This window comes from Thiomonas sp. (assembly GCF_034007205.1).
GTDB lineage: Bacteria > Pseudomonadota > Gammaproteobacteria > Burkholderiales > Burkholderiaceae_C > Thiomonas.
In genome coordinates this window covers 62,289-80,922 of record NZ_JAVERI010000008.1, presented here as the reverse complement: position 1 = coordinate 80,922, position 18,634 = coordinate 62,289, and the positions used below count along the sequence as shown (strand labels likewise).

The following is an 18,634-nucleotide window of genomic DNA, read 5'->3' as shown; positions in this document are numbered from 1 at the left end:
GCCGTGCCCGATTCCGCCCAAGCCCACCCTGCCGCTGAAACCATCCTGCCCCTGCCGCACTTCGCCAGCCGTCTGGTGCTCTGGCAGCGTCGGCACGGGCGGCACGATCTGCCCTGGCAGGTGCGCGATCCCTACCGCGTCTGGCTGTCGGAAATCATGCTGCAGCAAACGCAGGTCGCCTCGGTCATCGACTATTACGCGCGCTTCACCGCCCGGTTTCCCACGGTGCAGGCGCTGGCCGCAGCGTCTGAAGACGAGGTGCTCGCCGCCTGGAGCGGGCTGGGCTATTACCAGCGCGCGCGCAACCTGCAGCGCTGCGCGCAGATCGTGGTGCAAGAGCACGGCGGCGCCTTTCCGCGAACGGCGCAAAGCTTGGCGGCCTTGCCTGGGATCGGCCCGTCCACCGCAGCGGCCATTGCCGCGTTCTGCTTCGGCGAGCGCGCGGCCATACTCGACGGCAATGTGCAGCGGGTGCTCTGCCGCAGCCACGGAATCGACGCTCCGATGCCATCGGCGGCGACCACGCGCCAGCTCCGGGCGCTCGCCCTGAGCCTGCTGCCCGCAGCCGAAGACATCTCCGCCTACACCCAGGGGCTGATGGATCTGGGCGCCACCGTGTGCCGGCCGCGCCAGCCTGCCTGCCCCGCCTGTCCTTTCGCCGCGGACTGCCGCGCCCGCCTCGCGGGCGATCCGCAGCGACTGCCGCTGCGACGGGCCGCGCGCAAGATCCGCCCGCAGCGCAGCGCGGTGATGCTCTGGCTGCGCCGCTCGCCGGATGGCCTTTGCTGGCTGGAAAAGCGCCCGCCACTGGGCATCTGGCCGGGATTGTGGAGCCTGCCGCAGTTCGACACCCCCGAGCAGGCGCTGCGGTACGCTGCGCGCCTGGGACGGGTGATCGCTCAGCGGGAACTGCCACCGTTTCGCCATGCGTTCACCCATTTCGAGCTGACGATTCAGCCCTTGCTGGTCGATCTGCAGGTTCAGCCGGGAGTCGCGGAGCCGCAGGGACTGTGGATCGATCTCGAACAAGCCGCGCGCATGGGGCTTCCGGCGCCGGTGCGCAGGCTGCTGACGGCAACCCGTGGGGATATGAATCAGGGCTTGTTGCCAAAGCACTGAAACCGCAGGTTTGAATAAAAAACCTCCCCCTCCCAGCCTCCCCCGGCAAGCGGGGGAGGGGCTTGAGCATTTCCCGAGGCGCGGTTCAGACGATGGCCAGATGCCCGGTATCGCCGCCGATGTCGGCGTTGCGCGCGCGCTTGCTGTCGAGCTTGATGCGCAGCCGCAGATCGTTGACCGAATCGGCGTTGCGCAGCGCGTCTTCGTAGCCGATCTTGTCGGCGTCGAACAGGTCGAACAGCGCCTGGTCGAAGGTCTGCATGCCCAGTTCGCGCGAGCGCCGCATCACATCCTTGATCTCGGTGAGCCTGCCTTCGAAGATCTGATCGGCGATCAGCGGCGAGTTGATCATGATCTCCACCGCGGCCACCCGCCCCTTGCCGGTCTGCAGCGGCACCAGCCGCTGTGACACCAGCGCGCGCAGGTTCAGCGACAGGTCCATCAGCAGTTGCGTGCGGCGGTCTTCGGGAAAGAAGTTGATGATGCGGTCCAGCGCCTGGTTGGCATTGTTGGCGTGCAGCGTGGCCAGCACCAGGTGGCCGGTCTCGGAGAACACCACGGCGTACTCCATGGTCTCGCGGTCGCGGATTTCGCCCATCAGAATGACGTCGGGCGCCTGCCGCAGGGTGTTCTTCAGCGCTGCTTCCCAACTGTCGGTATCGAGCCCGACTTCGCGCTGGGTGACGATGCAGTTCTTGTGCGGATGGACGAACTCGATGGGGTCTTCCACGGTGATGATGTGGCCGTGCGAATTTTCGTTGCGGTAATCGAGCATGGCCGCCATCGAGGTCGACTTGCCCGAGCCGGTGGCGCCGACAAAGATGATGAGCCCGCGCTTGTGCATCGCCAGGGTCTTGAGCACCTGCGGCAGGCCCAGGGCGTCGATCGAGGGCAGGTCTTGCGGTATCTGCCGCAGCACGATGCCGACCTTGCCCTGCTGCAAAAACGCATTGCAGCGAAAGCGAGTGAGTCCGGCGGGCGAAATGGCGAAATTGCACTCCTTGGTGCGCTCGAATTCGGCCGATTGCTTGTCGTTCATGATCGAACGCGCCAGCGCCAGCGTGTGCTGGGAGGTAAGCGCCTGCGAAGACAGCTTGGAAACGGCGCCATCGACCTTGATCGCAGGCGGAAAGTCGGCGGTGAGAAACAGATCCGAACCGCCCCGGCTGATCATCAGCTTGAGCAGGTCGTTGATGAATTTGGAAGCCTGATCACGATCCATACGCCCCCCAGCGTTTGTCAAATACGATCATTCATGCCGCCAGCCGCCGCATCAACCGCCCGGTGAAGTCGCGGCCACGCGCGCGCTGAGCTTGCGCAGACGCAGCGACAGGCGCCGCGCCAGCGAGCCGATGAGTCGGCAGGCGGCGGCCGGATCCTGCGCGATCATGCGGTCGAGGTCGCCGGCTTCGAGCACGGCGATCTCGCTGTCGGTCAGCGTGGTGCAGTAGGACCAGCGCGGCGCGGCGTCGACCAGCGACATTTCGCCCAGCATGCTGCCCGCGCGCACCTCGGTCAGGCGCAGCCTGTCGCCCCAGGGTTGCAGACGATCGACCGCCACCGCGCCGCGCAGCAGCACCACCATGAAGCTGCCCGTCTCGCCCTGCGCGATCAGATCGGCATTGGCCCTGACGGTGTAGAAATGAAAATACCTGACGCAGCGTTCCTTGTCGGCCTGGGTCAGCCCGGCCATGTATTTGTCCTGCTGCCAGAGTTCGAGCAGGCGCAGGCCGCCCGCGCTGCGCGACAGCTTGGTGGCGCCGATCTGCGCCGAGCGCTGCGGCCAGGCGACCACGCTGTCCAGGCTGGAGACCTCGGCGTCGTGGAAACCGGTGGTGAAGAACTGCGATTCGGGCGCGTCGTCCACCCCCTCCTTGCGCGAACCGGAGCGGAACTTGTCGAATAGTTTCATGGCCTGCTGGGAGCGGTGGGTAAGCGAGTGTGTGCGGGTCGAAGATATGAGCCTATGAGCCGAACCGGCTGATCAGGCGCCTGGGAAGTTCTCGGGCTGCTTGGCCTTGGTGCGCGCCTCGGTGGCCGAGATCATGTTGCGCTTGACCAGATCGGCCAGATTCTGGTCGAGGGTCTGCATGCCGTAGGTCTGGCTGGTCTGGATCATGGAATACATCTGCGCCACCTTGTTTTCGCGGATGAGGTTGCGGATGGCCGGCGTGCCGATCATGATCTCGTGCGCCGCCACCCGGCCCGAGCCGTCCTTTTTCTTGCACAGCGTCTGCGAAATCACGCCCACCAACGCTTCGGACAACATGGCGCGCACCATTTCCTTTTCCTCCGCCGGGAACACGTCGACGATACGGTCGATGGTCTTGGGCGCTGATGCGGTGTGCAGCGTGGCGAACACCAGGTGGCCGGTCTCGGAAGCGGTGAGCGCCAGGCGGATGGTTTCCAGGTCGCGCATTTCGCCCACCAGAATCGCGTCCGGATCTTCGCGCAGCGCCGAGCGCAGCGCGTTGGAAAAGCTCAGGGTATGCGGCCCGACCTCGCGCTGGTTGATGAGCGCCTTTTTCGACTGGTGCACGAACTCGATGGGGTCTTCGATGGTGAGCACATGGCCGTACTCGTTCTCGTTGAAGTGGTTGACCATCGCCGCCAGCGTGGTCGACTTGCCTGAACCCGTCGGCCCCGTCACCAGCACCAGACCGCGCGGCTTGAGCGAGAGTTCGGCGAAGATCTTCGGTGCGTTCAGATCGTCGAGGGTGAGCACCTTGCTCGGAATGGTGCGAAACACCGCGCCCGCGCCGCGCGCCTGGTTGAAGGCATTGACGCGAAAACGCGCCAGTTGCGGCACCTCGAAGGAGAAATCGACCTCGAGAAACTCTTCGTAGCGCTTGCGCTGCGAGTCGTTCATGATGTCGTACACCATGGCATGCACCGCCTTGTGATCGAGCGGCTCGACGTTGATGCGCCGCACGTCGCCGTGCACGCGGATCATCGGCGGCAGTCCGGCCGAGAGGTGCAGATCGGATGCGTCGTTCTTGACGCTGAAAGCGAGCAGTTGCGTGATGTCCAAGCGATGTCTCCCCCGAGCAGGCCTGTGCGCGCCGATGGGCCAGCGGTGCTGAAGCGATTCGACTATCTTAAGGTCAGAATATCGGTTTGCCGCAATTGGGCGGCGCCGTTGCCGCCGAATTGTTGTATCAACCCCCGTTTTGCTCACTCATGTCCCTCGAAAACACGCTTGCCGCAGTGCGCCGGCGCATCGCCCAGGCCGCAGCCGCCTGCGGGCGCGACCCGCGATCCGTCACCCTGCTGGCCGTATCCAAGACTTTCCCAGCCGAAGACATCGCCCGCGCCGCCGCGCTCGGACAGATCGATTTCGGCGAGAACTATGTGCAGGAAGCGGTCGACAAGATCGCCGCCCTGCGAGCGGACTGGCCCGCCTTGCAATGGCACTTCATCGGCCCTTTGCAGAGCAACAAAACCCGCGAAGTGGCGGCGCGCTTCGACTGGGTGCACGGCATCGATCGTCTCAAGCTGGCCCAGCGCCTGAGCGATCAACGACCGGCAGACCTGCCGCCCCTCCAAGTCTGCATCCAGGTCAACGTGGACGAGGAAACCAGCAAAAGCGGCGTGCCGGCGCAAGACGCTTCAGCGCTGGCCGCGGCCGTGGCCGCCCTGCCCCGGCTGCGGCTGCGCGGGCTGATGTGCATTCCGGCGCCACGCCAGGGGATCGCCGCGCAGCGCGAACCGTTCGCCCGGCTGCGCAGGCTGCGCGACGCCATCGCCGCCGAACACGGCCTGAGGCTCGACACCCTGTCGATGGGCATGAGCGCCGACCTCGAAGCGGCCATCCTCGAAGGCGCAACCATCGTGCGCGTCGGCACGGCGATTTTCGGCGCCCGCTCCGCACGCGCCGCATGACCTGCGCAACCCGGATGGCACGGCTGCGCGTCAACGCGGCAGCCGCAGCACGGCCTCCAAACCGCCTCCCGGACGGTCCCGGAGTTCCAGACTGCCGCGGTGCAGGCGCGCGACCCGATCGACCACGGCCAGACCCAGGCCGCTCCCGGCGCTTGCGTCTCCGCGGGCGAAGGGCCGCATCAGCCGCTCGCGCCGGTCTTGCGCGATTCCGGGGCCGCGATCGAGCACGGCGAGCTGCGCGCGCACCGGGTCGCAATACAGCCTCAGCCCGACGATCCCGCCCGCATGCGTGACGGCGTTGTCCACCAGGTTCATCACGGCGCGGCGCAGCGCGACGGGGCGTGCGCGCAGGGTGCAGCCGGATGCGGGAAGATCGAGGTCGAGGCGCTCGGGCGGCAGCAGATCGAGCGCCGTCTGCCGCGCCAGCGCCGCCAGATCGACCTCCTCCTCGGACTCGTCGGCACCGACGCGGGCGAAGTCGAGAAACTGGCTGACGATGGCGTCGGCCGCGGCGATGCTGCGCTTCATCGTGGCGACGAGTTCGGCATCGATTCCGGGCGGGAGCATTTCGACGCACAGCCGCAGTTTCGCCAGCGGCGTGCGCAGATCGTGCGAAACGCCTGCGAGCATCACCGCGCGGTCGCGGTCGGCCCGCTCCAGTTCTTCGGCCATGCGGGCAAAGCTGCCCACGACCTGCGCGATCTCCGGCGGTACCCGCTCGGGCAGCGGCCCGGGGGGACGGCCTGCGCCGACGGCCTCGGCCGCAGCCGCCAGCGCCCGCATCGGCCGGCGCACCGTGCGGTGGATGATCCAGGCGCCGAGCACGGCCAGCGCCACGCTGATCGCCGTGCCCAGAAGCAGCGGCAGGCGCAGGCTCGTCAGCAGCCCCGGGGTGGCGAATCCGACCCAGTACCGCTGTCCGCCCAGCCGGGTGCCGATCCACAGCCGCACCTCCCCCGACCGCGCCCAATGCAGCCGGAAACCGGATCCGAGCGCGCTTTGCAGCGGACGCAGCAGCAGCGCGGCTGCCGGCGCCTGCGGCGCGTCGAATTGCGCCGGGGCCTGCCCGGCCGGAACGAGGATCCGTCCGGCTGCAGCGCGATTGAGCGCATCGACGTAGCCGGCGCGCTCGCTTTGCGGCAGGCGGTGCAGCGCCAGATCGATCGCCGACAGATCGGCGCGGACAAGGCCGGCCAGACGATCCAGCCGCGGCCGCTGCACCAGTTCGCGCAACACCAGCAGATTGGCGAACTGCGCGGCGACGAGCAGCACGATGATCAGCCGCAGGCTGCGCGCGAACAGGCTGCTGCCCCACCCGGCCGATGCGAGGTGCACGCTCACCGCCGAGTTCCATCAGGGGCGAACAGATAGCCCAGGCCCCAGACCGTCTGGATGTAACGCGGCGCCGCCGGATCCTCCTCGATCAGCCGACGCAGCCGCAACACCCGGATGTCGACGCTGCGCTCGGTGGCCTCGCGGTCGCGCCCCTGCGCCAGTTCGAGCAGGCGCTCGCGCCCCAGCGGCCTCCCCGGATTGCACGCCAGCGCGGCAAGCAGCGCGAACTCGCCCGAGGTCAGCGGCACGTCGGCACCGTCCCTCGCCAGCGTGCGGGCGGCCAGGTCCAGCTCGAATGCGCCGAAGCGGATGACGTCGCCGCGCACGGCGGCCGGCAATGCGCCGAGCATCGCCTGCCGCCGCAGCATCGCCTGGATGCGCGCAAGCAATTCGCGCGGCTCGAACGGCTTGGGCAGGTAATCGTCGGCGCCCATTTCCAGACCGAGGATGCGATCGACCGGGTCGCCCCGCGCCGTCAGCATCAGCACCGGCAGAGTCTCTCCCTGCGCGCGCAGCCTGCGCAGCACCGACAGGCCGTCCTCGCCGGGCATCATCAGGTCGAGAATGAGCAGATCGAAGGGCTCGCGCGCGAGCAAGCGGTCGAGCTGCGCGGCGTCCGCCACCGCGCGCACCTGCAGCCCCATGCCGCCGAGATAACGCTGCAGCAGCGCGCGCAGCTCGGCCTCGTCGTCGAGAAGCAGGATCCTGGCTGCGGCGGGGCTCATGGGGGATCGATGCGCTGGGCTGATGGGCTGGGCTGCGGCCACATCGTATCGGCCGTTTGCCCGCCGGAGGGTCGATTCGATGTCAAACTGTTTCAAACCCGCCCCGACGCAACCGGCCGTGATCGATGCGCCGGCGCCGGCGTCACCCCGTTCAGGCCGGTTCGCGTTCAATTCGGCGTGAATGCCCGATCCCGCATTCGCCGCCTTCGCCGCAGGCGCGACGGCGACCCCAAACCCACCTGGAGTACCTCATCATGCGACACACCATCCGAACCACCACACTGATTTGCCTGATCTGCAGCGCCGCCGCCATCGCCGCCGCCGTGCCGGCCGAAGCGGCCGAGCGGCACCGCGTGCGCGCCGTCGGCCAGAACGGCACGGGATTCGTCGCCGGGGGACGGACCGCTGAAGGCGCAGCCTATCTGCGCGGCCGCGGCGTCACCCGCAATGCCGAGGGCACGACGCTGCGCAGCGGCGGCGTTTACCGCGGACCGGACGGCGGCGTCGCCGCCCGCGCCGGACAGACCACGCGCGGCACCGACGGCAGCCTGACTCACCAGAGCGGCTTCGCGGCGCAGGGCGCCAACGGCGGATCGATCCAGAGCAGCGGCAGCGTCACGCGCAGCGCCGACGGCACCAGCGGCAGCCGAACCACGACGGCGACCGGCGCCGGCGGCAACAGCTACGTCGGCTCCACCTCGTACAACCCGCAGACCGGGGTCACGCACACCGCCACCTGCACCGACGCAGCCGGCAACCCGATCCCCTGCCGCTGATGTTCAATTCTTCATGGCTCTCGACGATCATTGATCCGCGGCAGCCAGGCTCGTCGCCGGTTGCCGATCGGTTTTCATCCCCTGCTTTGGAGCATCCCATGCCTTCCATCCTTTCGACTCGACTGATCCTGGTTTGCTGCGCGCTCGCGGCCGTGAGCATCGCGCAGGCCCAGACCGCGCCACCGGGCGCATCGCGCGCGCAGCAGGTGCTCGCCGAGCGCTTCGCTCGCGCCGATGCCGACCACGACGGCCGGCTCACCCTGGCCGAGGCCAAGACCGGGATGCCGCGCGTCGCGCAACATTTCGATCGGCTCGACACGAACCATCTGGGCTACCTCACTCTCGATCAACTCCAGGCCGAACTCCAGGCCGGCCTGCGCCGACGCCAGGCGAGCCGGCAATGAAGATCGTGGAGTCGATCATCCGCCTGCCCCCTGTCGCCCTTTCCCTGCTGCTCATCGCCGGGTGCGGCGGTGCAGACTCGGCCTCGTCGGCGCCGCCCGGACCCGAAACGCAGCAGCGCGCGGCAGCGGCTGCGACCACCGCGCAGCACAACCCCGATTGCACCGCGGTGCAGCCGTTCTACTGGGAGATCGGCGATGCGAACCAGCGTCTGGCCTCGGGCTCGGTCAATGCGGCGGGTGACACTGGCGCTCCGGTCTACACCGCTTCCACCCTGATGAACATCGCGTCCGCATCCAAATGGATCTACGCTGCCTACGTCGTGCAGCGGCAGGGTGGAGTGCTCTCCGATTCCGACGTCTCGTTCCTGCATTTGACCAGCGGCTACACCCACTTTTCGATCTGTCTGCCCTGGCAGACGGTCGCCGGCTGCGTGGATTATCTCGGCAACGGGGTATACGATCCATCGACCGCCGGCGCCTTCTACTACGGCGGCGGCCACATGCAAAAACATGCCGAGATCGTCGGCCTCGGCCCGCTGGACAACGCCGGGCTCGCCGCGGAAATCCAGTCTCGGATCGGCCGCGACATTGCAATCGCGTACAGCCAGCCGCAACTCGCCGCAGGCGTGGTCACGACCGCCGACGCCTATGGTCTGTTGTTGCGCAAGATGCTGGGCGGCACCCTGCTGCTCGGCAGGATGCTGGGCGCGGACGCGGTGTGCACCAACCCCGCGACCTGTCCGCCGGGAGCCGCGCTGGCCACGCCGATCCCGACAGCCGAGAGCTGGCATTACTCGCTCGGCCATTGGGTCGAGGACGATCCGGCAGTGGGCGACGGCGCGTTCAACAGCGCGGGCGCCTTCGGCTTCTATCCGTGGATCGACGCCACCCGCACCTGGTACGGCATCGTCGCGCGGCGCACAGCCGGCGGCGACAACGCAGGCTATGCTTCGGCCAGATGCGGCCGGCTGATCCGCAAGGCCTGGGTCAGCGGGATGCCGCAGTGAGGCCGGGCACCTCGCGTCCGGATGCGCCGTGGAGGGTTGGATCATGCAGTGCAAGCGGGCATGGGTCAGTGGCAGGGTGCAAGGGGTTTCCTTTCGCGCCTTCACCCGAATGCAGGCCGAAAGGCTCGGGCTGCGCGGCCATGCGCTGAACCTGCCCGACGGCCGTGTGGAAGTGCTCGTCTGCGGGCAAGCGCAAGCCGTCGAAGCGCTGCTGCACTGGCTGCAAGTCGGCCCGCCTGCGGCCAGGGTGGATGCCGTTCACGTCGAGGCTGCTGACGTGGCGCAATGCCCGCCCGGTTTTCGCATCGGATAAGGAGCAAGCGCCGAAGAACACCCCCTCCGCTTGCCGGGGGAGGTTGGAAGGGGCATCCTTTGTTCTGCGCAGCACTGTCTTCTCCTCCCCCGCTTGCCGGGGGAGGTTGGGAGGGGGAGCGATGCGTTGGATTCAGCTCACCCCTCCCAACCCATCCCCACCCCAACCCGTCCAATGGCTGGCTTGCAGGCCAGCCCCGTTCCGGCGGAGCAAAGCCGGGCAGTTGGCTTTGCCTCTCCCGCCTCCACCCCCACGAGTGAGGAGGGAGCGAATGCTCCTCCCCCACGGCGTGTGGGAGGCTGTGAGGGGCAACCCAAGGCAGCGCGAAGCGCATTTCTCACCTCCTCCACGTAGTGGGGGAGGCCGGGAGGGGGCGCCCACCCCAACCCGTCCAATGGCTGGCTTGCAGGCCAGCCCCGTTCCGGCGGAGCAAAGCCGGGCAGTTGGCTTTGCAGCCTCCACGCCCACGAGCGGGGGGGAGATTTATTCAATCACCGTTCTCTTGGAACAGCCCGCGCAGATCGGGCAGGCCAGTCGCCGCGGCTTGTTGCACCAGCCGCGCGGCTTCGGCGCCCTCGGTGCGAGCCAGCTCGGTCAGCACCCGCAGCCAGAGCGCGGGTTGCTGCGGCAGCGGCGCGCAGTAGAGCAGGTCGCCGCCGCGCTGCACCGCCAGAACCGGAAAGTTGGGCGGCTCATAGTCGCCCAGCGCATCGGCGTGATCCTCGACGTCGATCCAGGCCCAGCGCACCGCGAGATCGGGTGGCAGTTGCGCCGCCAGCATGTCGAAGCCCGCGCGCCAGTCGCGGCAGATGCCGCACCACTGCGCGCACAGGCAGGCGACGAGCAGCGGCTCCATGCGTCCACAGGCCGACGGCGCGTCAACGCAGCGCCTTGAAGCGCAGGCGGTGCGGACGCGCGCCCTCCTCGCCCAGGCGCCGCTTCTTGTCGGCCTCGTATTCCTGGTAGTTGCCCGAGAAGAAAGTCCACTGCGAATCACCCTCGGCGGCGAGGATGTGGGTGGCGATGCGGTCGAGGAACCAGCGGTCGTGGCTGGACACCATCACGCAGCCGGCGAACTCCAGCAGCGCGTCTTCGAGCGCGCGCAGGGTTTCCACGTCGAGGTCGTTGCTCGGCTCGTCGAGCAGCAGCACATTGCCACCGGAAATCAGCGTCTTGGCCAGATGCAGCCGCCCGCGCTCCCCGCCGGAGAGCTGGCCGACGATCTTCTGCTGATCGCCGCCCTTGAAATTGAAGCGCCCGCAGTAGGCGCGCGAAGGCACCTGGAACTTGCCGACATTGAGGATGTCCAGCCCGTCGGAAATCGCCTCCCAAACCGTCTTGTCGTCGGGCAGCGCGTCGCGGCTCTGGTCTTCATACACCAGCTTGACCGTCGGGCCGATGACGATCTCGCCGGCATCGGGTCGGTCCTGCCCGGCGATCATGCGAAACAGCGTGGACTTGCCCGCGCCGTTGGGGCCGATGACGCCGACGATGGCGCCCGGCGGCAGCTTGAAGCTCAGGTTCTCGATCAGCAGCCGCTCGCCGAACGCCTTGCGCACCTCCTTGAACTCGATGACCTCGTTGCCCAGGCGATCGGCCACGGGAATGAAAATCTCGTTGGTCTCGTTGCGCTTCTGGTACTCGATGCTCGACAACTCCTCGAACCGCGCCATGCGCGCCTTGCTCTTGGCCTGGCGCCCCTTGGGGTTCTGCCGCACCCATTCGAGCTCCTGCTTCATGGTCTTGAGGTGAGACGCCTCGCTGCGCGACTCCTGCTCCAGCCGCGCCTCCTTCTGCTCCAGCCAACTGCTGTAATTGCCCTTGAACGGAATGCCCGAGCCGCGGTCGAGTTCGAGTATCCACTCGGCGGCGTTGTCCAGAAAATAACGATCGTGGGTGACGGCCACGACGGTGCCGGGAAAACGGTGCAGGAACTGCTCCAGCCAGTCCACGCTTTCGGCGTCGAGGTGGTTGGTCGGCTCATCGAGCAGCAGCATGTCGGGTTTGGACAGCAACAGGCGGCACAGCGCCACGCGGCGTTTCTCGCCGCCCGACAGCGGTCCGATCTTCGCCTCCCACGGCGGCAGCCGCAGGGCGTCTGCGGCCACTTCCATCTGCAGGTCGGTGTTGTCGCCCTCGCCTGCGGAGATGATGGCTTCGAGCTGCGCCTGCTCCTCGGCCAGCTTGTCGAAGTCGGCATCGGGTTCGGCGTACTCGGCGTAAACCTGCTCCAGACGCTTTTTTGCCGCCAGCACGCCGCCGAGCCCTTCTTCCACCGCCTCGCGCACCGTCTGCTCAGGGTCGAGCTGCGGCTCCTGCGGCAGATAGCCGATGCGCAGTCCCGTCATCGGCACGGCTTCGCCTTCGAAGTCCTTGTCCACCCCGGCCATGATTCTGAGCAGCGTGGACTTGCCCGAGCCGTTCAGCCCGAGCACGCCGATCTTGGCGCCGGGAAAGAAGGACAGCGAGATGTCCTTGAGAATCTGCCGCTTGGGTGGCACGATCTTGCCGACCCGGTTCATGGTGAAAACGTATTGAGCCATAGTTTCTGTCGAAATAATCAGGCCGCGCGAAGCGAGCCCAAATTGGGAACTGCGCAATATCGGCGTCGACAGGCCTCAGCCCATCACGCAGCAAACCCCTATTGTCGCTGTACCGCGTATCGTGAGCACAGTCTCGCGCCCAACGACAGTCGGCCGAACGAAAGGAATCGATCTATTTTTTGTAATACGATTTCTCCATCGATCTTTACCCCCCCTCCCATGGACACCGTCACCCTCTCTCCGAAGTTTCAGGTCGTGATCCCCAAACGCGTGCGCGAGCAGCTCGGCCTGCGGCCGGGACAAAAGCTCGACGTCGTGCCCTTCGGCTCGCGCATCGAGCTTGTTCCACGGCAGGGCGCTCGAGCGCTGCGCGGTCTTCTGCGCGGCATCGACACGACCGTTCCCCGCGAGACTGACCGCTCGTGAAACTTCACGTGGTCGATTCCTCGGCTTGGCTGGAGTACTTCGCAGACGGCCCGGCTGCCGACCAGTTTGCCCCGATGATCGAGGAGCCAGCAGCGTTGATCGTGCCGGTCATCACGCTGTATGAAGTGTTCAAGCGCATCGCCGCTCAACGTGACGAGAACGACGGCATTGCCTGCCTTGCCGTGATGCAGCAGGGACGCACGGTCGCCATCGACGCTGCGCTCGCACTGTTTGCCGCTCAGGTCAGCCTGCGCCACAAGCTCCCCATGGCCGATAGTCTGATCTACGCCACGGCCCGCCAGGCTCAGGCCGATCTCTGGACCATGGACGCAGACTTCCAGGGCCTGCCCGGCGTGCATTACGTGCCCAAAACATTGCTCTGACACACGCACACGGCGAACTCGGCTACCATTGCGCCCAGCGGCCATGTCCAGTCTCCCAGCCGCAGTCACTTTTGACTCCTGCCGAGCCTCTCGGCCCACTCCATCTGTTGCAGACTGGCGCGCTTGTTCAAGCGCGGTGGCAGAGTCCTGGATCGGTTCACACACCGCTCCCGAAAGTTTTTCACATGTCTTTTCAAGATCTGGGTCTGATCGACCCCATCGTGCGCGCCGTTGCCGAACAAGGCTATACCGAGCCCACCCCCATCCAACGACAAGCCATTCCCGTCGTGCTCGCAGGCCATGACCTGCTGGCCGCTGCGCAAACCGGCACTGGCAAGACCGCGGGCTTCACCCTGCCCATGCTGCAACGTCTTGCAGGCGGCGAACCCGCCCGCAACGCCAAGGGCAAGATCATTCCCCGCGCCCTCATCCTCACCCCCACCCGCGAACTTGCCGCGCAGGTGCACGAAAACCTCGCCGCCTACGGCCGCCACCTCAAGCTGCACAGCATGGCGATGTACGGCGGTGTGGGCATGCAGCCGCAGATCAACGCCCTGGCGCGCGGCATGGACATCGTGGTGGCCACCCCCGGCCGCCTGCTCGACCACCAGAGCCAGCGCAACATCGACCTCTCCGCGGTGCAGATGCTGGTGCTCGACGAAGCCGACCGCATGCTCGACATGGGCTTCGTCCACGACATGCGCCGCATCGTCGCCCTGCTGCCCAAGCAACGCCAGAACCTGCTGTTCTCGGCCACGTTCTCCGACGACATCAAGCGCCTGGCCTCAGACTTCCTCGTCAACCCGCAGCAAGTCTCGGTCGCCCGCCAGAACGCCACCGCCGATCTGGTCGAGCAGATCGTGTTTCCCGTCGACCGCGAGCGCAAGCGCGACATGCTGGTGCACCTCATCCGCGAACGCAACTGGCCGCAGACCCTGGTGTTCACCCGCACCAAGCACGGCGCCAACCGCCTGGCCGAACAGCTCGACAAGGACGGCATTGTCGCCACCGGCTTTCACGGCAACAAGACTCAGTCCGCCCGCCTGCGCGCGCTGGCCGACTTCAAGAGCGGCAAATTGCAGGTGCTCGTCGCCACCGACATCGCCGCCCGCGGCATCGACATCGACCAGCTCCCCGTGGTGGTGAACTACGAGCTGCCCAACATCCCCGAAGACTATGTGCACCGCATTGGCCGCACCGGGCGCGCCGGCAGCACCGGCCAGGCGATTTCACTGGTCTGCGTGGACGAACTCGGCTTCCTGCGCGACATCGAGAAGCTGGTGCGCAATCCCATCACGCAGGAAATCATCCCCGGCTTCGAGCCCGACCCCAACGCCAAGGCACAACCCATCGTCATGGGCCGCACCGTGCTGCATGGCGGCGAACGCCGTGGTGGTGGTCAAGGTCAAGGCCAGCGCCGCCAACAAGGCTCCGGCGCATCAGGCGCAAGCCAGGGCGGCAGGCGCGGTGAAGCCCGACAAGGCTCAGGCCAAGGCCGCCCGCAAGCCCCCGCGAGCGCCAAGCCGCAGGGCCAGCGCCAGTCGGGCGCGGGCGCCAAGTCGGCGGCGAGCCATCTGCCGCCCGAGCACCGTGCCGATTCCTGGCAAGGTACGGCCTGGGTCGAACTCGACCTGCCGCCGCACATGCGAGGCGGCCAGGGACGCGCACGCCGGCCCTCAGGCGGCGGCGGTGGCCAGAACCCCGGCTTCGGCGGTCAGCGCAGATCGGGCGGCGGTCAGCGGGGGCGCTGAGTGACAAAGGTAAATCTCTTTTAAAGAGAGGCACAACACTGCCAATCTGCGGAAAGTAACTACCGCATTTGCTCGGCTGATAGTCGTCTGAAATGACAGGACTCGAACCTACCAGATATATTTTTCCCACCCGCCCCCTCCCTCCTGGTCCTTGGTTAGTGTTTGCACACAGCCTAGGGGATGAATGGATCGGTATGGGAGCAAGCCTCATTAGAGCGCGAGCCTCCCAGGTGGATGTATGCATCGTCTACGGAACGGGCTCCCCTGCCATTGAGTCTGCGCAGCCTTTGCCTGAGGTGCGCCGCGAGTATTTGCAAAAAATAGACTCGAATAATGGCGCTTCCACACAAATCACACGTTGGTTATCAGAAATAGGCCCTGCTACGGTTTTCATTCCATCACCTCTTTGGGGGCGCGTAACTGATCGCTCGTTCGCCACTGAGGTGGAATCTGCACTTGCAAATGCCGATTACGATGGGGCTTTGTGGGCCTACGATTTCATCGGCGACGCGCCCTGCAATTGCTTTCTCGACGTCTCCAGCTACTTAGACGAAATCAAGGCGTATTCCACTCAATATCCTGAGTTTGATTGGGCAGTTCTGTTGAGTAGACTCCTTACTCGCGCAAGACAGATTCAGGGTGTGTCGGCTGCAGAAGGTTTCTGGGCTGCGGATCATTTTTCTGAGGGCGGCATCCTTAGTGATTTTGTTCATAGCGCCTTATCTTTCAGACCAAGCGCCCGGGAATTGAGCGCCGCGGTGACTGTCAGCATCATTATCCGAACCCGGGACCGGCCTGATCTGCTCAACGAGGCGCTTGCTAGCTTGTTGTCACAGCAGTCGCAAAGCCTTGAAATTCTCGTGATCAACGATGGGGGCTCATCTGTCGAAAACGTCACCAAACAGTTCATAAGTGGTATGCGGATTTCCTTGATCGAGCATACAGCACCGATTGGAAGGGTTGCGGCAGCCAACCTCGGGATTCAACGTGCCGCTGGTACTTGGATAGCCATACTCGACGACGACGATATCTATTTGCCAGGAGGCATTGACGCACTCATTACGGCAGCCAAGGACACCTCGACTGTGTATCACGGAGCAGTGGATTTTGTGCAATATGGTGAGCGTGGGCGTCAATTGCTTCGTCGTTTCGGAGCGCCATATGACTCTGCCCTCATGGCGTTCGAAAACCAGATTCCTTTCATCGGCTGCTTGATGCCTCGCGTCGAAGTGCTTGCCGTCGGCGGGCTGGACGAGTCATTAGACTGCTTTGAGGATTGGGATTTGTATCTTCGTCTAGCAAAGCGGTGTCGTTTCGAATATATCGACAAACTTGTCGCAGAATACCGCAGCTTCGGTGCGACATTTGCCAGTGGTCGAGGTGGAGTGGCACAGCAAATAAGTGGTTTATCCAAGATATATGCGAAACACTTACGCTGCGGAGAAGCCGCACTACTTGCAGATGCCCACATCGCCGTCAAGCAAAAGATGATCCCTCGCCTGATACAACTGGAGGCGTGGGAAGCTGTTCGGCATGCACGCGAGATAGATCTTTCAAAGCGCGAGTCAGCGGGCCCTGGTGTCGCAGTTACTCATTCTTTGCGCGTCAGTCTGATTGTGGTCAATTACAACGGACGGCACCATCTGGAAAAGTGCATTCCATCTCTTATGTCTACGCGTGGCGTCGCTATGGACGTCATCATTGTGGATAACGCTTCCAAAGACGATAGTGTGGCCTGGCTGCGTTCGAACTGGCCTCAGATCACCGTTATTTCGGAAAAAATTAACCACGGTTTCGGACGAGGCAATCAGATTGGTATTGAGGCGGCCAAGTCTGGATATGTGGCACTGCTCAATAGCGACACCATTGTGACTCCCGACTGGCTCACCCGCTTGATTGAGCCTCTTTTGCTCCACCCAGAGATTGGTGCTTCGTGCTCTCAGCTTCGTCTATTAGCGCGACCTGAGTTATTAAATGCTCGTGGCGGCGGCATGTCACGATTGGGTTTCGGCTATGACATTGACGCTGGATTTCCATACATAGAAGCAGACTCCGATGTGGATGCCCAGCCTAAAGATGTTCTTTTCCCGTCTGGCGCAGCAATGCTTGTGCGCAAGCATGAATTTCTAGCAATTGGCGGCTTCGACCCGGCGATGTTCATGTACCACGAAGACGTGGATCTCGGCTGGCGCTACTGGCTGAATGGCCAGCGGGTTGTGATGTGCCCTCGATCCATCGTTTTTCATGCGTTTGGTGGCACAACAAAAGTCGAGCGTGATAGCACATGGCGGCACGTCATGGGCAATCGACACAACTTGCGGTCAATCTGGAAGAACTATGCACTCCGCCGAGCGCTTGGTGCAACCTACAGACTGTATCGCGGTTGGCTAAGAAGCGGCCATCTAGGCTTTGCCTGGGCGGTATTGAGTTGGAATTTGCGACACGCACCCGGCACATTGCGCGAGCGCAGACGCATCCAGCGTAACCGTCGCGTTACTGACCATGAATTATTTGAAAGAGGACTCATTACCCTTTATGTGCCACCTCAACCTGATTTATCGGTCGTATTGGAATCAGCAAGACAGGAGCCGCTTCTAATCAGCAATGTTCTTTGGCCGGGTAGATCATCTGCGTTGGGTCGACTGGGTCCGGGTTGGTACATTCCAGAACGCATTGATGGGATTGACGTTCGTGCAACTACTGGCAGAGCTTTTGCACGAATTCAAGTAGGCGCTGGCGAAATAGGACGGCTTTTTATCAAAATGCATGTTCCATCTTCACTTTGCAAAGGGCGAGCAGTCTCAGTACGCTGCAATGAATCACAAACAAGTCAGCTACTGGATCCAGACAATTTTTGGAACTCGATAGAAATACCGGCCCAAGCCAGAGCTGATGGCCTGCTAAACGTCATGATCGATGTTCCATCCTGGGTCTCACACCAAGAATTTCACAATGGTGACATGCGACGATTAGGCGCATTCATCCATCAGATCAAATTTGAAGGTTCTAAACCATTACCCATATATAAGCCAAATACAGTCACGGTGCTCATCACAACCTACAAACGCTGGCCCATTCTGGCGAGGACATTGGAAGCACTCAAACATCAGAGCTGGCCGCACTACGAAGTCATCGTCGTCGACGACGGCTCTAGTGACGGCACATGGGAAAATTTGCAAAACTGGAAAAATGTAAATTCCGGTGATTTAGTATTGAAAGTCTTCACGCAGAATAATACCGGACAGGGTATTGCTCGAAATTACGGCCTTCAATTTGCCACCGGCGATATCGTTCTTTTCATTGGCGACGATACAATTCCTGAGCCTGATTTCATAGAACAACATATTGCCAAGCATCTAGAGGTCGGCATGCCCTGTGCAGTCGTAGGCTATACACAATGGGATCGTGAAGGCATGCACGTCACTCCTTTCCTGGAGTATGTCAACGAGGGGGGACATCAGTTTGGCTATCGCTACATGCTCGATGGGAACGACGTACCCTATACGTGTTTTTACACATCCAATGTCTCGCTGCCGCGAGAAATAATGGGACAGCAACCATTCGACCCAAATTTCAGAACTTATGGCTGGGAAGACATCGATCTTGGCCTACGCTTAAGTCGTCGTGGTTTGCGCATCGTATACAACGCACAAGCTAGAGTGCATCATTGCCATCCAATGTTCTTACGCCATTTTTACGAACGACAGATCAAGGTTGGCGCTTCAATTGGCACTATATATACGCTACATCCCGAACTCGTTTACGATCCTCTTATGCCGGTGGCCGATCGCCCCAGAATTTGGAAGCGCTTCCTTCGAATTTGCGTGCCACTAATGCTGCCTGTCGTTAGTTGGCTCGACACCCATCGCGTGCGATTACCCGAACGTGTTTACCGCTTTATTTTGAGTGATGGCTTCTGGATTGGTCGCGATAGAGCACAAGATCAAAATACTACCGCCAAGAAGTAGTT

17 protein-coding genes are annotated in these 18,634 nt (G+C 63.7%); 10 read left to right on the top strand and 7 right to left on the bottom strand.

Features of this window, described 5'->3' with window-relative positions:
- Positions 1 to 3 precede the first annotated feature (3 nt).
- A complete protein-coding gene (gene mutY, locus RBR52_RS08310; RefSeq protein ID WP_413818314.1) occupies positions 4 to 1,119 on the top strand; it encodes an A/G-specific adenine glycosylase in 1,116 nt (371 codons plus the stop codon).
- Positions 1,120 to 1,204: 85 nt separating this feature from the next.
- Here mutY and RBR52_RS08305 read toward each other — a convergent pair whose 3' ends face one another.
- The 3 genes from RBR52_RS08305 to RBR52_RS08295 form a co-directional block, all read right to left on the bottom strand.
- Positions 1,205 to 2,341, bottom strand: a complete 1,137-nt coding sequence (locus RBR52_RS08305; protein WP_320376737.1) for a PilT/PilU family type 4a pilus ATPase — start codon at positions 2,339 to 2,341, stop codon at positions 1,205 to 1,207.
- Between the two features lie 51 nt (positions 2,342 to 2,392).
- Positions 2,393 to 3,031 (bottom strand): cyclic nucleotide-binding domain-containing protein, encoded by a 639-nt coding sequence (locus tag RBR52_RS08300; RefSeq protein WP_320376736.1) that lies wholly within the window; start codon positions 3,029 to 3,031, stop codon positions 2,393 to 2,395.
- Between the two features lie 72 nt (positions 3,032 to 3,103).
- Complete coding sequence (locus RBR52_RS08295; RefSeq protein ID WP_320376735.1) at positions 3,104 to 4,150, bottom strand: type IV pilus twitching motility protein PilT; 1,047 nt, start codon at positions 4,148 to 4,150, stop codon at positions 3,104 to 3,106.
- A gap of 149 nt (positions 4,151 to 4,299) precedes the next feature.
- Here RBR52_RS08295 and RBR52_RS08290 point away from each other — a divergent pair, with 149 nt between their 5' ends.
- Positions 4,300 to 5,001: a YggS family pyridoxal phosphate-dependent enzyme gene (locus RBR52_RS08290; RefSeq protein WP_320376734.1), complete on the top strand. Its 702-nt coding sequence runs from the start codon at positions 4,300 to 4,302 to the stop codon at positions 4,999 to 5,001.
- A 30-nt stretch (positions 5,002 to 5,031) separates the two neighbouring features.
- Here the strand turns inward: RBR52_RS08290 and RBR52_RS08285 are convergent, their stop codons facing one another.
- Both RBR52_RS08285 and ompR read right to left on the bottom strand, forming a co-directional pair.
- Positions 5,032 to 6,342 (bottom strand): ATP-binding protein, encoded by a 1,311-nt coding sequence (locus tag RBR52_RS08285; RefSeq protein WP_320376733.1) that lies wholly within the window; start codon positions 6,340 to 6,342, stop codon positions 5,032 to 5,034.
- Entirely contained in the window at positions 6,339 to 7,061 is a 723-nt protein-coding gene (gene ompR / locus RBR52_RS08280; RefSeq protein ID WP_320376732.1) for a two-component system response regulator OmpR, read from the bottom strand. The genes RBR52_RS08285 and ompR overlap by 4 nt, the downstream gene beginning before the upstream one ends.
- A 254-nt stretch (positions 7,062 to 7,315) precedes the next feature.
- Here ompR and RBR52_RS08275 point away from each other — a divergent pair, with 254 nt between their 5' ends.
- The 4 genes from RBR52_RS08275 (at position 7,316) to yccX (ending at position 9,561) form a co-directional block, all read left to right on the top strand.
- Positions 7,316 to 7,837 (top strand): hypothetical protein, encoded by a 522-nt coding sequence (locus tag RBR52_RS08275; RefSeq protein ID WP_320376731.1) that lies wholly within the window; start codon positions 7,316 to 7,318, stop codon positions 7,835 to 7,837.
- A 98-nt stretch (positions 7,838 to 7,935) separates the two neighbouring features.
- Positions 7,936 to 8,241 (top strand): EF-hand domain-containing protein, encoded by a 306-nt coding sequence (locus tag RBR52_RS08270; protein WP_320376730.1) that lies wholly within the window; start codon positions 7,936 to 7,938, stop codon positions 8,239 to 8,241.
- A complete protein-coding gene (locus RBR52_RS08265) occupies positions 8,238 to 9,248 on the top strand; it encodes a hypothetical protein (protein ID WP_320376729.1) in 1,011 nt (336 codons plus the stop codon). Before RBR52_RS08270 ends, RBR52_RS08265 begins: the two co-directional genes overlap by 4 nt.
- A 43-nt stretch (positions 9,249 to 9,291) precedes the next feature.
- Positions 9,292 to 9,561: an acylphosphatase gene (yccX, locus tag RBR52_RS08260; RefSeq protein ID WP_320376728.1), complete on the top strand. Its 270-nt coding sequence runs from the start codon at positions 9,292 to 9,294 to the stop codon at positions 9,559 to 9,561.
- A 487-nt stretch (positions 9,562 to 10,048) separates the two neighbouring features.
- On the opposite strand, the gene RBR52_RS08255 is transcribed toward yccX, so the two are convergent.
- The gene (locus RBR52_RS08255; protein ID WP_320376727.1) at positions 10,049 to 10,417 is read right to left on the bottom strand and encodes a thioredoxin; all 369 of its coding nucleotides are present in this window, start codon (positions 10,415 to 10,417) and stop codon (positions 10,049 to 10,051) included.
- Positions 10,418 to 10,439: 22 nt separating this feature from the next.
- Positions 10,440 to 12,104 (bottom strand): energy-dependent translational throttle protein EttA, encoded by a 1,665-nt coding sequence (gene ettA / locus RBR52_RS08250; RefSeq protein ID WP_320376726.1) that lies wholly within the window; start codon positions 12,102 to 12,104, stop codon positions 10,440 to 10,442.
- A gap of 219 nt (positions 12,105 to 12,323) precedes the next feature.
- Here ettA and RBR52_RS08245 point away from each other — a divergent pair, with 219 nt between their 5' ends.
- The 4 genes from RBR52_RS08245 (at position 12,324) to RBR52_RS08230 (ending at position 18,632) form a co-directional block, all read left to right on the top strand.
- The gene (locus tag RBR52_RS08245) at positions 12,324 to 12,530 is read left to right on the top strand and encodes an AbrB/MazE/SpoVT family DNA-binding domain-containing protein (protein WP_320376725.1); all 207 of its coding nucleotides are present in this window, start codon (positions 12,324 to 12,326) and stop codon (positions 12,528 to 12,530) included.
- Complete coding sequence (locus tag RBR52_RS08240) at positions 12,527 to 12,913, top strand: type II toxin-antitoxin system VapC family toxin (protein ID WP_320376724.1); 387 nt, start codon at positions 12,527 to 12,529, stop codon at positions 12,911 to 12,913. The genes RBR52_RS08245 and RBR52_RS08240 overlap by 4 nt, the downstream gene beginning before the upstream one ends.
- A gap of 185 nt (positions 12,914 to 13,098) precedes the next feature.
- Positions 13,099 to 14,664 (top strand): DEAD/DEAH box helicase, encoded by a 1,566-nt coding sequence (locus RBR52_RS08235; RefSeq protein WP_320376723.1) that lies wholly within the window; start codon positions 13,099 to 13,101, stop codon positions 14,662 to 14,664.
- Between the two features lie 194 nt (positions 14,665 to 14,858).
- On the top strand, positions 14,859 to 18,632 hold the full coding sequence (locus RBR52_RS08230) for a glycosyltransferase (protein WP_320376722.1): 3,774 nt from the start codon (positions 14,859 to 14,861) through the stop codon (positions 18,630 to 18,632).
- Positions 18,633 to 18,634 lie beyond the last annotated feature (2 nt).

Bases quoted from the DNA above. Each gene is read 5' to 3' on its own strand.
- RBR52_RS08245 (WP_320376725.1), top strand. From the start codon at position 12,324: ATGGACACCGTCACCCTCTCTCCGAAGTTTCAGGTCGTGATCCCCAAA.
- yccX (WP_320376728.1), top strand. From the start codon at position 9,292: ATGCAGTGCAAGCGGGCATGGGTCAGTGGCAGGGTGCAAGGGGTTTCC.
- RBR52_RS08270 (WP_320376730.1), top strand. From the start codon at position 7,936: ATGCCTTCCATCCTTTCGACTCGACTGATCCTGGTTTGCTGCGCGCTC.
- RBR52_RS08230 (WP_320376722.1), top strand. From the start codon at position 14,859: ATGGGAGCAAGCCTCATTAGAGCGCGAGCCTCCCAGGTGGATGTATGC.
- RBR52_RS08275 (WP_320376731.1), top strand. From the start codon at position 7,316: ATGCGACACACCATCCGAACCACCACACTGATTTGCCTGATCTGCAGC.
- RBR52_RS08235 (WP_320376723.1), top strand. From the start codon at position 13,099: ATGTCTTTTCAAGATCTGGGTCTGATCGACCCCATCGTGCGCGCCGTT.
- RBR52_RS08300 (WP_320376736.1), bottom strand. From the start codon at position 3,031: ATGAAACTATTCGACAAGTTCCGCTCCGGTTCGCGCAAGGAGGGGGTG.
- RBR52_RS08305 (WP_320376737.1), bottom strand. From the start codon at position 2,341: ATGGATCGTGATCAGGCTTCCAAATTCATCAACGACCTGCTCAAGCTG.
- ettA (WP_320376726.1), bottom strand. From the start codon at position 12,104: ATGGCTCAATACGTTTTCACCATGAACCGGGTCGGCAAGATCGTGCCA.
- RBR52_RS08265 (WP_320376729.1), top strand. From the start codon at position 8,238: ATGAAGATCGTGGAGTCGATCATCCGCCTGCCCCCTGTCGCCCTTTCC.
- ompR (WP_320376732.1), bottom strand. From the start codon at position 7,061: ATGAGCCCCGCCGCAGCCAGGATCCTGCTTCTCGACGACGAGGCCGAG.
- RBR52_RS08255 (WP_320376727.1), bottom strand. From the start codon at position 10,417: ATGGAGCCGCTGCTCGTCGCCTGCCTGTGCGCGCAGTGGTGCGGCATC.
- RBR52_RS08290 (WP_320376734.1), top strand. From the start codon at position 4,300: ATGTCCCTCGAAAACACGCTTGCCGCAGTGCGCCGGCGCATCGCCCAG.